The 13,946-nt window shown below is 68.9% G+C and carries 12 protein-coding genes; 7 read left to right on the top strand and 5 right to left on the bottom strand.

Translation table 11 applies throughout. The annotated features are described in order from the left end of the window. Positions 1-23: 23 nt before the first annotated feature. Positions 24-1,217, bottom strand: a complete 1,194-nt coding sequence (locus tag FS787_RS08100) for an AI-2E family transporter (protein ID WP_144671658.1) — start codon at positions 1,215-1,217, stop codon at positions 24-26. A gap of 228 nt (positions 1,218-1,445) precedes the next feature. On the opposite strand from FS787_RS08100, the gene FS787_RS08095 reads away from it, so the two are divergent. From FS787_RS08095 to FS787_RS08080, 4 genes are read left to right on the top strand one after another with little or no spacing between them, the layout of a single operon-like run. Beyond that, complete coding sequence (locus FS787_RS08095; RefSeq protein WP_144671657.1) at positions 1,446-1,856, top strand: molybdopterin-binding protein; 411 nt, start codon at positions 1,446-1,448, stop codon at positions 1,854-1,856. Then, positions 1,853-2,632, top strand: a complete 780-nt coding sequence (modA, locus tag FS787_RS08090) for a molybdate ABC transporter substrate-binding protein (RefSeq protein WP_144671656.1) — start codon at positions 1,853-1,855, stop codon at positions 2,630-2,632. The genes FS787_RS08095 and modA overlap by 4 nt, the downstream gene beginning before the upstream one ends. A 6-nt stretch (positions 2,633-2,638) precedes the next feature. Beyond that, on the top strand, positions 2,639-3,487 hold the full coding sequence (locus FS787_RS08085; RefSeq protein WP_144671655.1) for an ABC transporter permease: 849 nt from the start codon (positions 2,639-2,641) through the stop codon (positions 3,485-3,487). Next, positions 3,484-4,533: a sulfate/molybdate ABC transporter ATP-binding protein gene (locus FS787_RS08080; RefSeq protein ID WP_144671654.1), complete on the top strand. Its 1,050-nt coding sequence runs from the start codon at positions 3,484-3,486 to the stop codon at positions 4,531-4,533. The genes FS787_RS08085 and FS787_RS08080 overlap by 4 nt, the downstream gene beginning before the upstream one ends. Positions 4,534-4,579: 46 nt before the next feature. Here FS787_RS08080 and FS787_RS08075 read toward each other — a convergent pair whose 3' ends face one another. Beyond that, a complete protein-coding gene (locus FS787_RS08075; RefSeq protein WP_144671653.1) occupies positions 4,580-5,071 on the bottom strand; it encodes a carboxymuconolactone decarboxylase family protein in 492 nt (163 codons plus the stop codon). A 704-nt stretch (positions 5,072-5,775) separates the two neighbouring features. Here FS787_RS08075 and clpB point away from each other — a divergent pair. Then, positions 5,776-8,445: an ATP-dependent chaperone ClpB gene (clpB, locus tag FS787_RS08070; RefSeq protein ID WP_144671652.1), complete on the top strand. Its 2,670-nt coding sequence runs from the start codon at positions 5,776-5,778 to the stop codon at positions 8,443-8,445. Positions 8,446-8,535: 90 nt separating this feature from the next. Here the strand turns inward: clpB and FS787_RS08065 are convergent, their stop codons facing one another. After that, positions 8,536-9,420, bottom strand: coding sequence for a septum formation family protein (locus FS787_RS08065; protein ID WP_144671651.1), 885 nt, complete (start codon positions 9,418-9,420; stop codon positions 8,536-8,538). Positions 9,421-9,711: 291 nt separating this feature from the next. On the opposite strand from FS787_RS08065, the gene FS787_RS08060 reads away from it, so the two are divergent. Both FS787_RS08060 and FS787_RS08055 read left to right on the top strand, forming a co-directional pair. After that, entirely contained in the window at positions 9,712-9,945 is a 234-nt protein-coding gene (locus FS787_RS08060) for a DUF3073 domain-containing protein (RefSeq protein ID WP_082492711.1), read from the top strand. Between the two features lie 220 nt (positions 9,946-10,165). After that, positions 10,166-10,948, top strand: a complete 783-nt coding sequence (locus tag FS787_RS08055; RefSeq protein WP_144671650.1) for a VOC family protein — start codon at positions 10,166-10,168, stop codon at positions 10,946-10,948. 83 nt (positions 10,949-11,031) lie between these two features. Here FS787_RS08055 and purM read toward each other — a convergent pair whose 3' ends face one another. After that, on the bottom strand, positions 11,032-12,204 hold the full coding sequence (purM, locus tag FS787_RS08050) for a phosphoribosylformylglycinamidine cyclo-ligase (RefSeq protein WP_144671649.1): 1,173 nt from the start codon (positions 12,202-12,204) through the stop codon (positions 11,032-11,034). Continuing rightward, positions 12,201-13,889 (bottom strand): amidophosphoribosyltransferase, encoded by a 1,689-nt coding sequence (purF, locus tag FS787_RS08045; protein WP_144671648.1) that lies wholly within the window; start codon positions 13,887-13,889, stop codon positions 12,201-12,203. The genes purM and purF overlap by 4 nt, the downstream gene beginning before the upstream one ends. Positions 13,890-13,946: the final 57 nt, after the last annotated feature.

The following is a 13,946-nucleotide window of genomic DNA, read 5'->3' as shown; positions in this document are numbered from 1 at the left end:
ATTCCGGCCCCGGATCCCGCGGATCAGCCCTGGCTGGCGTCAGCGGCTGCGGTGTCGGACTGCTCCTCCTCCGGCGTCCGGGCGCCGCGCGGCTTGGAACGCACACCTTCGCCCTGTTCGTTCAGCCGGGTTTCATGCTCCGCTTCGGCAACGGCCTCGGGGGTGATGTCGCCCTCCGAATTCCAGGCCTTGATCGCGGCCCAGGCCACGGCCACCAGAGGAACGGCGAGGATCGCGCCGATGATGCCGGCGAGGATGGTGCCGGCGGTGAGGGCCAGCAGGATCACGAGGGCATGGACGTTGAGCGCCTGGCCCATGACGACGGGCTGAAGGAAATTGCCCTCCAGCTGGTTGACGACGATCACAACAATGATGACCACCAGGGCCGCGAGCGGTCCGTTGGCCACCAGCGCGACGAGCGCCGCGAGGATGCCGGCCAGGGTGGCGCCGATCAGCGGGATGAAGGCGCCGATGAAGGTCAGCGCGGCGAGCGGCAGCGCGAGCGGCACGCCCATGATCACCAGCGCCAGGCCAATGAAGAACGCGTCCACGAAGGCCACGATGGAGGTTCCGCGCACGTAACCGCCCAGCACGGTGAGGCTCCGCTCCCCGGCGCGGCGTGCCCTGACCAGCTTCTCGCCCTTGAACGCCCGCAGCACAAAGGCCCAGATACTTTCGCCGTCCTTCAGGAAGAAGAACAGGATCACGGCCATGAGCACGGCGCCGGTGATGAAGTTGCCGGCCGCGCTGAGTCCGGAAATGGCGCCCGCGCCGACGGTGCTGCTGGTTGCGAAGTCGATGGCGGCGTCGCGCGCCTGCTGGATCTGCTGGTCATCGATCGGGATGGGGCCGGTGCGGATGAAGTCGTAGACCCGGTCGAAGCCTTCCGTGGCCTTGCTGCCCAGTTCGTCCGCCTGGCTCATGACGGCGAAGACGATGCCGGTGATCACAGCCCCGAACGCGAGCAGGAGCAGCACGAACGACAGGGTGGTGGCGGCCGTGCTGGGCCAGCCGCGGCGGCGCAGCCAGTGCACGAACGGGGCGATCGCGGCGGCGAGGATGAGGGCCAGCAGCGTCGGAATCACCACGAGCCGCACCTGGATCAGGGCATAGACCACCACGACGGTCAGGACCAGCAGCAGGAGCACCTGCGCGGTCCTGATGCTGGCGCGGCCTAGGCTGTCGCCCCAGGGGGTTGTCTTATCCGGACTGCCCATGCTGATGTGTCTCCCACTGTCGGTTGGTCATGTTACTTACCAACCGTCTCACAGCCGGAGCCGCAGGCCCGCGGGACTTGCCCGCACATGCTATCCGGGCCTCAGACGCGGCGGTGGCGCCGGGCACAGGAGGATAACTGCGGGCGGCCGGAAGGGGTCGTTGGTGCGGATCCGGAATTACGGGCACAATCGCTGACCGGTTCCGCATATGCGGGTTAGAGTGGCACTATGCCCAATATTCGCGTTTCCGAGGCGGCCCGGTTCCTGGGCGTCAGTGACGACACCATCCGGCGCTGGACCGAGAACGGAAGCCTGACCCCGCTCAGGGACGACGCCGGCCGGCTGGCCGTGGACGGGCTGGAGCTCGCCCGGCTCGCCCGGGAGCAGGCCCAGCTTCCCGACGACCCGGCCAAGGCAGGCAGTTCGGCCCGCAACCGTTTCGTTGGTCTCGTCACCGCCATCACGGCCGATACCGTGATGGCCCAGGTGGAACTGCAGTGCGGGCCGTTCCGGGTGGTGTCGCTAATGAGCAGCGAGGCCGTGCGGGAGCTGGGCCTGGAGCTCGGCTCGGTGGCGACCGCCGTCGTCAAGGCCACCACCGTGATCATCGAAACACCCAAGGGCAAGGGCGTTATATGAGGCCCGGCATCCGGGCCGCCGCCGCGCTGGCGGCCGCCGGCCTCATGGGCTGCGCCGCTGCCGCCGGCCTCACGGGCTGCACCGCACCGGCCAGAGACGCCGGCAAGACCCTCACCGTCTTCGCCGCGGCATCCCTCCAGGCCCCCTTCACGGCGCTCGCCGAGGAGTTCGAGGCCGCTCACCCGGGAACCACCGTGACCCTCAGCTTCGCCGGGTCCTCCGACCTCGCCACCCAGATCAGCCAGGGCGCCCCGGCGGATGTCTTCGCCTCCGCCGACACGAAGAACATGGCCAAAGTGGGCGAGGCAGGCCTGGTGGAGGGGTCACCCCGGGACTTCGCCACCAACGTGCTGACCATCGCCGTGCCCCCGGAGAACCCCGCGTCCATCGCCACCTTCGCGGATCTCGCCAAGCCGGGGGTCAGGACCGTGATTTGCGCGGAGCAGGTCCCGTGCGGCGCGGCCACGAAGACCCTTGAAAAGGAAACCGGCACCACACTCATGCCCGTGAGCGAGGAATCGTCCGTGACCGATGTCCTGGGCAAGGTCGTCTCGGGCGAGGCCGACGCCGGGCTGGTCTACGTTACGGATGCGAAGGCCGCCGGGAGCAAGGTGCAGGCGATCCCGTTCCCCGAATCCGCGCGGGCCGTCAACACCTACCCCATCACCGCAGTGCGGAACGGTAAAAACAAGGAGCTCGCGGCCGACTTCATCGAGGCGGTCACGGGCCCCGACGGCCAGCGGATCTTCCGCGGCGCCGGCTTCGGAACGCCGTAGGCCCGCATGAAACGCCGGAGAGACACCACCTACACCGGGATCCCGCGCTGGGTCGCGGCCATTGCCGCCGTCGGGGCCCTGTTTGTGCTGCTGCCGCTCGCGGCCATGCTGGGCAGGGTCAACTGGCCGCAGTTCATCCCGCTCATCACCTCCGAGTCCTCGCTCACCGCGCTGGGGCTCAGCCTCCGCACGGCCGCGGCGAGCACGGTGCTGTGTGTCCTGTTCGGGGTGCCGCTGGCGCTGGTGCTGGCCCGCGGCGACTTCCCTGGCAAGCGGCTGCTGAGGTCCTTCGTCCTGCTGCCGCTCGTGCTGCCCCCCGTGGTGGGCGGCATCGCGCTGCTCTACGCCTTCGGCCGCCAGGGCCTCCTGGGGCAGGGCCTCGAAGTCGCCGGCCTCCGGATCGCGTTTACGACGACGGCGGTGATCCTCGCCCAGACGTTCGTGGCGCTTCCGTTCCTTGTGGTCAGCCTCGAAGGCGCCCTTCGCTCGGCCGGCAGCCGGTACGAGGCCGTGGCCGCCACTCTCGGTGCGCGCCCCACCACCGTCCTGCGCCGGGTCACCTTGCCGCTGGTCCTGCCCGGGCTCGCGTCCGGGGCGGTGCTCTCCTTCGCGCGGAGCCTGGGCGAATTCGGCGCCACGCTCACCTTCGCCGGGAGCCTACCGGGGGTCACCCGCACCCTGCCGCTGGAAATCTACCTGCAGCGGGAGACCGACGCCGACGCCGCCGTCGCGCTGTCCCTGCTGCTGGTTGTGGTGGCGGTCGTCGTCGTCGGGCTCTCCTACCGTGGACCGGCGCCCGCCGGGTCCGGCGGCAGGTCGGCGCGGGTCGGCACTCCCGGCCGGGTGCCGGCATGACGTTTACGCTCGACGCCGCCCTCGCCGCCCGCCGCTTTGACGTGTCACTGAGCCTGGCGCCGGGCGAGACGGTGGCCGTGCTCGGGCCCAACGGGGCGGGAAAATCCACCCTGCTCTCGGTGATCTCCGGGCTGCTGCGCCCGGACACCGGCCGGGCGGAGGTGAACGGCAGGGTCCTGTTCGAGCTTGGTCCCGGCGTGCACACGTGGACCGCGCCGCACCGCCGCGGAACCGCCCTGCTGGCCCAGGATCCCCTGCTGTTTCCGCACCTGAGCGCTCTCGAAAACGTCGCCTTCGGGCCGCGGAGCGCAGGGATGCCCAAGCGGGAGGCCCGGGAATCTGCCCGGCACTGGCTGGCCGAGGTGGACGCCGCGGATCTCGCGGACCGCCGGCCGGGGGAGTTGTCCGGCGGGCAGGCGCAGCGTGTGGCGGCTGCCCGGGCCCTGGCCGTGGATCCGGAGGTGCTGCTGCTGGACGAGCCCCTGTCCGCCCTGGACATCCACGCGGCTCCGCTGCTGCGACGGCTGCTCAAACGGGTGCTGGCCGGCCGGCGTGCCATCATCGTCACCCATGACGTCCTGGACGCCTACATGCTCGCGGACCGGGTGATTGTTATGGAGGAGGGCCGGATCACCGAGGACGGGCCCACCCGCGAGGTCCTCCGGCGGCCACGCAGCCGTTTCGCCGCAGGGCTGGCCGGCCTGAACCTGGTCCCTGGGACCGTGACGTCGGCGGGAATCAGGACCGCCGAGGGCCTCGAATTCGCGGGCCAGCACGACGCGCCGCTCGTCGCCGGGCAGGCAGGCGTGGCGGCGTTCCCGCCGTCGGCCGTCTCGGTGTTTCTGGGCGAGGCGCACGGCAGCCCGCGGAACTCGTTCCGGGTCACGGTCACCGACCTGGAGCCGCACGGGGACCAGATTCGGATCCGGGCCGGGGACCTCTCCGCGGACGTCACCCCGGCTGCCTCCGCGGACCTCGGCCTGGCTCCGGGCCTAGAGGTCTACTTCGTGGTCAAGGCGGCGGCGGTGTCGATCTACCCGTCGTAACGGCGGGCGGGTGCGGTGGGGCTGCCTGTTGGGGCCGGGCGGCCGGCTACCCGCGGTCCTTGCGTACGGGGTGCTGGCTGACGATCGACACCCGATTGAACGCGTTCATGGCGATCACCAGCCAGCTGACCGCGGAGAATTCCGCGTCGGTGAGGTGCTTCCTCGCGGCTGCGCCTTCGTGCTCGCGGGCGCGGGCGTCGGAGATGTTGGTGATGGCTTCGGCCAGGATCAGTGCGGCGCGTTCCTTCTCGGTGAACAGATCCGTGTCCCGCCAGGCCGGCAGGACGGCAAGGCGCTGCGCGGTTTCGCCGTTTTTTACGGCGTCGCCCACGTGCAGGTCCAGGCAGTAGGCGCAGCCGTTGATCTGCGAGATGCGGACATTCAGCAGCTCGATCAGGGTCTGGTCCAGGCCGGCGTCATCGGCGGCTTCCTTGGCCTTCAGGCCGAGCCCATTGAGGGCCCGCCAGGCGGCGGGATGGGCCTTGTCCAAGAAAACGGACCGGGTGGTGTGGTGCTGCGCTGCTGCTGTCTCATCCATGGTCAAAAGACTACCCACGGGAAACCCCAAAAATACCGCGTGACAAATCTGTCACATGTGTGACAAGATGCATGAACAGCGAAATCCCCTGCAGGAGCGGTTCCCCCGGCCGCTCCACCGGAGCTGGTCCGCCGACATCGGACCAGCTCCCATTAATCGGCGGTCGGCTCCTTGGGGGAGCCGATCGCCGAAATGGTTTAACGGGGTTCGGGCGGCCGACGCTCCGAGTGCGCGGCGTGCGCGGGACATGTCCAGTCGCGCGCTCCTGCCCCTGGCGCACAAGGGGCATGCCCGGTCTTGCGGCCTCGATCCAGGGGGACATGCCCATTCTTTGGCGCCACGAGTGCGCATATTGGGACTATGTCCAGTGGTTGCAGCCAGCGGAGGGCATGCCCAGCGAATGCGCAGGTTGGCTCGGGCCGGAACGCGACTCCGCGCCTCCAGGGGGGACATGTCCAGCCATGGGCTCGCGATGCGCGGGGACATGTCCGGCCTTTGGCGCCATGAGTGGGCATATAGGGACTATGTCCAGTGTTTGCAGCTGCCGGAGGGCATGTCCCCCGGGCGGGAGCGGCGCGCCGCGGGGACTCCGGCCCTAGACAGCCATTTCGCCGTCGGCAAACATGGACCCAAACGGACCCAATGCAAAGTTGAGCGGAGTACACTCAACTTTAATACCAGCATGTTCCCGAAAGGAGCTCTCTTTGGACGCCAAGTTCACCACCAAGAGCCAGGAGGCTCTCGCCGCCGCCGCCATGAATGCCTCGACGGCCGGGAACCCCCAGCTCGAACCCGCCCACTTGCTCAAGGCGCTGATGGACCAGCGCGAGGGTGTCGCCGTCGCGCTCCTCCGCGCCACCGGGGCGGACCCGGATTCGGTCAGTGTCCAGGCGAGCACCGCCATCAAGGCCCTTCCCGCCACCTCCGGCAGCAGCGTGCAGCAGCCGCAGCTGTCCCGTACCGCCCTTCAGGCCATCAAGAACGCCCAGAGCGAGGCCGAGCGGCTCGGCGACAGCTTCGTCTCCACCGAGCATCTGCTGCTGGGGCTCGCCTCCGGAAGCGACGCCGTCGGTAAGCTGATGCGCGACGCCGGCGCCTCCCATGAGGCCCTGCTCGCCGCATTGCCGGGCGTCCGCGGTGACCGCAAGGTGGATAACGCGGACCCCGAAAATTCCTTCCAGGCGCTGGAGAAGTACGGCACCGACCTCACCGCGATTGCCCGCTCGGGGAAGTTGGATCCGGTAATCGGCCGCGACGCCGAGATCCGCCGCATCATCCAGGTGCTGAGCCGGCGGACCAAGAACAACCCCGTGATCATCGGCGAACCCGGCGTCGGCAAGACCGCCGTCGTCGAGGGGCTGGCCCAGCGGATCGTGGCCGGCGACGTCCCCGAAAGCCTGCGCGGCAAAACCCTGATCGCCCTGGACCTCGCGTCCATGGTGGCCGGCGCCAAGTACCGCGGTGAATTCGAGGAGCGGCTCAAGGCCGTGCTGGAGGAGATCAAGGGCTCCGAAGGCCAGATCGTCACGTTCATCGACGAGATCCACACCGTGGTGGGGGCCGGCGCCACCGGGGACAGCTCCATGGACGCCGGCAACATGCTCAAGCCCATGCTGGCCCGCGGCGAGCTGCGCCTCATCGGCGCCACCACGCTGGACGAGTACCGCGAAAACATCGAGAAAGACCCCGCCCTGGAACGCCGCTTCCAGCAGGTCTTCGTCGGCGAGCCCAGCGTGGAGGACACCATCGGCATCCTGCGCGGGCTCAAGGAGCGCTACGAGGCGCACCACAAGGTCGCCATCGCCGACTCCGCCCTCGTCGCCGCCGCCGCGCTCTCCAACCGCTACATCTCCGGCCGGCAGCTGCCGGACAAGGCGATCGACCTCGTGGACGAGGCCGCGTCCCGGCTGCGTATGGAGATCGACTCCGCCCCGGAGGAGATCGACCAGCTGCGCCGCTCCGTGGACCGCCTGACCATGGAGGAACTGGCGCTGGCCAACGAGACCGATCCCGCGTCGGTGGAGCGGCTGGCCGCGATCCGGTCGGACATGGCGGACAAAAAGGAAGAACTGGCCGCGCTTAACGCCCGCTGGGAGTCCGAGAAAGCGGGCCTGAACCGTGTGGGCGACCTCAAAGCCCGCATCGACGAGCTGCGCTCCGCAGCCGAAAAGTTCCAGCGCGAAGGCGACCTCGAGGCGGCCTCGCGGATCCTGTATGGCGAACTTCCCGCCCTGGAGCGCGAACTCAACGAGGCCGCCGAAGCCGAGACCGCCCGGGTGGCCGGCGGCGGCGCCAAACAGGACCTTATGGTGGCCGACGAAGTCACCGCCGATGACATCGCCGAGGTGATTTCGGCCTGGACCGGGATCCCCGCCGGCCGCATGCTGCAGGGCGAAAGCCAGAAGCTGCTGGAGATGGAGCACGTGCTGGGCGAGCGGCTGATCGGCCAGTCCAAGGCCGTCACCGCGGTCTCGGACGCCGTCCGGCGCGCCCGCGCCGGGATCAGCGACCCCAACCGGCCCACCGGGTCCTTCCTGTTCCTGGGCCCCACCGGCGTCGGCAAGACCGAACTGGCGAAGGCCCTGGCCGACTTCCTGTTCGACGACGAACGCGCCATGGTGCGGATCGACATGTCCGAATACTCGGAGAAGCACTCCGTGGCCCGCCTCGTCGGCGCCCCTCCCGGCTACGTGGGCTACGAGGAGGGCGGCCAGCTCACCGAAGCCGTCCGCCGCCGCCCCTACTCCGTGCTGCTGCTGGACGAGGTGGAGAAAGCCCACCCCGAGGTGTTCGACATCCTCCTGCAGGTGCTCGACGACGGCCGCCTCACCGACGGCCAGGGCCGCACCGTGGACTTCCGCAACGTGATCCTGGTGCTGACCTCCAACCTGGGCAGCCAGTTCCTGGTGGACCCGGCCCTGGACGCGAACGCCAAGCGCGAGGCCGTTATGGCCACCGTGCACGCCTCCTTCAAGCCCGAGTTCCTGAACCGGCTCGATGAAGTGGTGCTCTTCGACCCGCTGAACATCGAGGAGCTGTCCCGGATCGTGGAGCTGCAGGTCAAGGAACTGGGCGAACGCCTCAAGGGCCGCCGCCTCACCCTGGAAGTGACCGAGGGTGCCCGCGCCTGGCTCGCGGTGACCGGCTTCGACCCGGCCTACGGCGCCCGGCCGCTGCGCCGCCTCGTGCAGCGGGAAATCGGCGACCGGCTGGCCAAGGCCATCCTGGCCGGGACCATCGCCGACGGCGACACCGTGCTCGTGGATACCGCGCCGGATCTGACGGAGCTGACCATGGGAGGCGCCGAGGCGTCGGACCGGCCCGACGGCGGCGCCTCCACCGGCAGCGGGCTGTCCGTCCGCCGCAAGGGTTAGGCCCGAGTCGTAAAACAAGACTGCCAGCCGGAGCGCGCTCCGGCTGGCAGTTTCTTTTCGGGACCAGCGCCCTGGGTTAGCGGAGGGCCCTTAGGGGATCAGCGATTCCATGATGACGTTGCCGGCATCCGCGGTGACATAGCAGTCAACGCGCCGGTCGCCGTTCTCCCAGCTCGTGGAGCTCGGGTAAGCGTTGCGCTGCTTCAGGTCGTAACCGGTGGCGGCGGCGGCCAGCTGCGCGTTCCGGCAGGTCTCGCGGCCTTTGTCCTTCAATGCGTTCAGCCCGGGATAGCCGGCCGACTCCTCAAAGTGGTGGACCGCGATCAGCTGGGCCGAGTGCCCTGTGGCGCAGTCCACCACCGTTGACTCCGGAGCCTCCGGGTCGAAATCCTTGAAACAGTCGCCGGGCTGGAATTCCAGCGGGCCGACTCCCTCCAGCGGCAGCGGTCCCCGCTTCACGGGGGCGGACGACGTCGTGGCGGACGCGGCCGGGGACGTATCCGCGACAGGCTCCTTGTCGCCGCCGCCCAGAGACGACACCAGCCAGACCAGCAGGCCCACGACGACGACGGCGGCCGCGGCGGTGCCCATCCGCACGGGGTTCTGGCGGCGCAGCCAGCCGCCGAGCTGCGAGGCCTTTTCCGAGGCTGCCCTGCCCGCGCCGGCGAGGGTGCTGGACGCCGCGGACGCGCGGCCCGGCGTCGGGGTCTGAGCAGGCGTGGCCGGGGGCGCAGCGGGAGCGGACGGTTGCGCAACGGGGGATGCCGGAGTCGAAGCGGGACCGGCCGGGGGTGTAGCAGGAGCCGCCGGGGGCGCCGGCACGATCGGCGTCGCGGAGGTCGGCGGCGTCGACGGTTTCGGCGGGATGGCAGATGCGGTATGTGGTGCGGCGGGGGCGGACCGTTCGCCCGGTCCGCCGGCAGGTGGAACCGCAGGCGGGCGGGGGCCGCTGCGCCTCTCGTTCTCTTCGGTCACTGAGAATTCACCACTTTCGAGCGTCTTTGCCGCGGCTGGATGCGCGGCGGACGGACCCGTTTCCGCGAGTCCACTACGGAACTCTATCTAAGTTGCCGGGCGGGCTGCATGCTGCCGCGGCGCTGCCCGGGGTTCCGGCGCGCGCAAGACTGCCCCCGGCGGCCGTCCCGGGGAGCAGTTGCAGCAGAAAGCATGTAATCTAGGTGTACGACAAATTGACCAAACATTCCGGGGCCTCACCGAACGCCAATGGTGACCACCTCCGGTCCGAGTACAAAAGGGGGTCACGCCATGGGGCGCGGCCGTCAAAAGGCAAAAGCTACCAAGCAGGCTCGGGATATTAAGTACTATTCCCCGAACACTGACTACTCTGCGCTTCAGCGTGAGCTCAAGAGCTCAGAGGGTCGTGCACCGAGTCGTTTCTCGAGTGAGCCGGTTGAGCCGGATTATTCGGCTTATGTGGATAAGTACGCGGACGATGTGGAAGAGGACGACGACGAGGTAGATTCGCGTCGGATAGGTTAGTCGACACTTCTTCCCGGCATCAGCTTTTTTAGCGGATTGCCGACCACATGATTTCAGGCCCGCCGGCCACTCCCGCAAGGGGGTGGACGGCGGGTTTTCTGCTGCCCGTTTATGCCGGAGTCGCTCCCGGGGGCGGGCGCGGTTGTCCGGGCCGCACCCTCAGGCTAGGTTGAAGCTGCGGCTCCGCCCGGCCCGCACCAACCGTTCCGGAAGGATTGCCATGAACATGCGCACGGGGTTCACCGAAGGCGAGATCTGCTGGACGGACCTCCAGACCAGTGACGTCCCGGCGGCCAAGGAATTTTATGCCGCGGTGTTCGGCTGGCGCTTCGAAGACCTGCCCACCCCGGACGGGCGCAGCTACGCGCGGGCATTCCTGGGCGAGGACCTGGTCAGTGTGATCGCGCCGCAGAACCCGCACCAGTTGGCCGCCGGAGCCACTCCGCAATGGAACGTGTACTTCGCATCCCCCGATGCTGGAGAGCTCGCCGCCGGCCTGGTCCACGCCGGCGGAACCCTTGAATTTGGGCCCGAGGCGGTGGGTGGCACGGGCGTGATGGTCTTCTTCTCCCCGCCCGGAGGTGGCACCACCGGCGCCTGGCAGGCCGGAACCCATCTTGGTACCGCGCGTGGCGGGGAGCCCGGCGCCCTGACCTGGGCCGAATTGCTGACGCCCGAGCCGCAGTCCGCTGTCGGATTCTTCCAGCAGCTGTTCGGGCACGACGTCACCGAATACCCGCAGGACGACGGCGGCAAGTACTCCACGCTGATGGTGAACGGCACCGAAGTGGCCGGGATTGCCGCGGTCCCGGCGGACGCCGAGGGCACGCTCAGGCCGGGGTGGCAGGTGTATTTCGGAGTGTCCAGCGTCGCGGAGGCCGTCGCGGCGGCGGAAGCGGCCGGGGGGACGGTCCTGATCGCACCGGACGAGGCCGACGAAGCCGGCACGATCGCCACCCTCGAGGATCCGCAGGGCGGCGTGTTCAGCGTGCTGGAGGTTTAGGGCCGCGGCTTAAGCACGTCGAGTGCTCCCAAACTGCCGTTTTGGAGGCTCTAAACGGCAGTTACGGAGCACTCGATGAGTGGTTAGGCGTAGGCGTTGACCAACCGGACGGCGCCGCCGTCGACGCCCTTCGCGCCCTGCACGTAGTCCGGACCCGTCTTGACCACGGAGTCCGAGTTTTCCTCGACGGTGCCCATGACCCATGCCGGCAGTCCGCGTTCGTTGAGCCGGTTCACCGCGGCGTCGGCGGCTTCGGGGGAAACGATCGCCACCATGCCCACCCCAAGGTTCAGCGTGCGCTCCAGGTCGGCCAGCGGGACGTTGCCCAGTTCGGCGACGAGCCGGAAGATGGCCGGGAGCTGCCAGGTGGCGCGGTCCACGGTGGCCAGCAGGCCCTGCGGCAGGACACGGGCCAGGTTGGCGGCGAGCCCGCCGCCGGTCACGTGGCTGAAGCCGTGCACGGCCTGGCCGCCAGCGGAGCCGTTCACCGGGAAGGTGCGGGCCAGGTCCAGGCAGTCGGCGGCGTAGACGCGGGTCGGTTCCAGGAGTTCCTCGCCGAGGGTGCGGCTGAACTCGGAGACGTGGCGGTCCAGGGCCCAGCCGGCGTGGTTGATGACGCGGCGGACCAGGGAGTAGCCGTTGGAGTGCAGCCCGGAGGAGGCCATGCCGATCACCACGTCGCCGGCGCGGACGCGGTCCGGGCCCAAAAGGTCGGCGGCTTCGACAACACCGGTGGCGGCACCGGCCACATCGTACTCGTGTTCGCCCAGCAGGCCCGGGTGCTCGGCGGTTTCGCCGCCCACCAGGGCGGTGCCGGCAACGGAGCAGGCGGCCGCGATGCCGCGGACGATGTCCGCGATGCGCTCCGGGACAACCTTGCCGCAAGCGATGTAGTCGGTCATGTACAGCGGCTCGGCGCCCACCACCACGATGTCATCGACCACCATGCCTACGAGGTCGAAGCCGATGGTGTCGTGGATGTCCATGGCCTGCGCGATGGCGACCTTGGTGCCGACGCCGTCGGTGGAGGTGGCCAGCAGGGGGCGCTTGTACGTGAGCAGCTTCGAGACGTCGTACAGGCCGGCGAAGCCGCCGACGCCGCCGATCACCGAGGAGTTGTGGGTCGCCTTGATGGCGTCCTTCATAAGTTCGACGGCGCGGTCGCCCGCTTCGACGTCGACGCCGGCGGAGGCGTAGGTGATGCCAACGGCGTTCTGGGCGGCGTTCATGTCAGCGGCCGGGGAGGCGGAAGTCATACGGGCTCTTTCTTGTCGGCTGTGGTGACGCGGTCGGCATCGGTGAGCAGGTCTTCGAATTCGGCGTCCGGTCCCGGATCGCAGCCGGTGGCGCCGGGCTTCTCTGCCGGGTCCTCATCCTCGGCGGTGCCGGGATCGACGTCGGCGGCCCCCGCAGCAGAGACGGTCGGGGCAGGGGCGCCCGCGGGCGCAGCGGTTCCGGCGGCAGGGAGCCCGCCCAGATCGGTGCGTTCGAGCAGGTTCTTGCCCAGCCTGTCGGCGGCCGGGAGTTCAATGGGGTATTTGCCCGTGAAGCAGGCGGTGCACAGGCGTTCGCGCGGCTGGCGGGTGGCTTCGATCATGCCGTCTTCGGAGATGTAGGCGAGCGAGTCGGCGCCGATGGCCTGGGTGATCTCGTCGATGGTGGCGCCGTTGGCGATCAGCTCCGCGCGGGAGGCGAAGTCGATGCCGTAGAAGCAGGGCCACTTGACCGGCGGGGAGGAGATCTTGATGTGGACGCTTGCCGCGCCTGCCTCCCGGAGCATCCGCACGATGGCGCGCTGGGTGTTGCCGCGGACGATCGAGTCGTCCACCACCACCACCCGCTTGCCGCGGATCACCGATTCCAGGGCGTTGAGCTTGAGCCGGATGCCGAGCTGGCGCAGGGTCTGCGAGGGCTGGATGAACGTGCGGCCCACGTAGGAGTTCTTGACGAAGCCGTGCGCGAAGGGAATGCCGGATTCTTCGGCGTAGCCCACGGCGGCGGGGGTGCCTGATTCCGGCACCGGGATGACGATGTCCGCTTCCTGGGTGTTTTCCCGGGCCAGCTGGCGGCCCATTTCCACGCGGGATTCGTACACGGAGCGGCCCGCGATAGAGGCGTCCGGGCGGGCGAGGTAGACGTATTCGAAAACGCAGCCGGCCGGTGTCGCCTCGGCGAAGCGCTGCGAGCGGACGCCGTCCTCGTCGATCGCGATGAACTCGCCGGGCTCGATTTCGCGGATGAAGCTGGCGCCGACGGTGGCGAGGGCGGACTGCTCGGAGGCCACCACCCAGCCGCGTTCCAGCCGGCCGAGGCAGAGCGGGCGGATGCCGTAGGTGTCCCGGGCCGCGTAGAGGGTGCCCTCATCCATAAAGACGAAGCAGAAGCCGCCCTTGATTTTGGGCAGCAGTTCCATGGCGGTCTCTTCGAGGGACTTGCCCTCTTCGCCCTCCAGCAGGGCGGTGACGAGGGCGGTGTCGGAGGTGTTGCCCTGTTTCATTTCGCCGGTGAGCTGGCCGCCGTTGCGGTCCACGATCATGGCCTTGAGCTCGGCGGTGTTGGTCAGGTTGCCGTTGTGCGCCAGGGCCACGGTGCCGGTGGCGGTCGCGCCCAGGGTGGGCTGCGCGTTGGCCCAGTGGCTGGCGCCTGTGGTGGAGTACCGGCAGTGGCCGACCGCCAGGTGCCCGGTCAGGGTGTTGAGCGTGGTCTCGTCGAAGACCTGGGATACGAGTCCCATGTCTTTGTAGACGTTGATCCGGTTGCCGTCGCTGGTGGCTATACCAGCGGACTCCTGACCGCGGTGCTGCAGTGCGTACAGCCCGTAATAGGTGAGTTTTGCAACCTCTTCGCCGGGAGCCCAGACCCCAAAGACGCCACATGCGTCCTGAGGGCCTTTTTCGCCAGAGAGAAGGTCATGAGAAAGTTTTCCATCGCCGCGTGCCACTGGTCGATTATCTCACGTTGTGCGCTAGGACTTTCCCGGCGGCCGGTTTATGACCTG

The sequence above is a fragment of the Arthrobacter sp. U41 genome, assembly GCF_007679325.1.
Lineage (GTDB): Bacteria > Actinomycetota > Actinomycetes > Actinomycetales > Micrococcaceae > Arthrobacter.
Note: the sequence above shows the minus strand (reverse complement) of the source record. Positions and strands in the feature narration are given on the sequence as shown.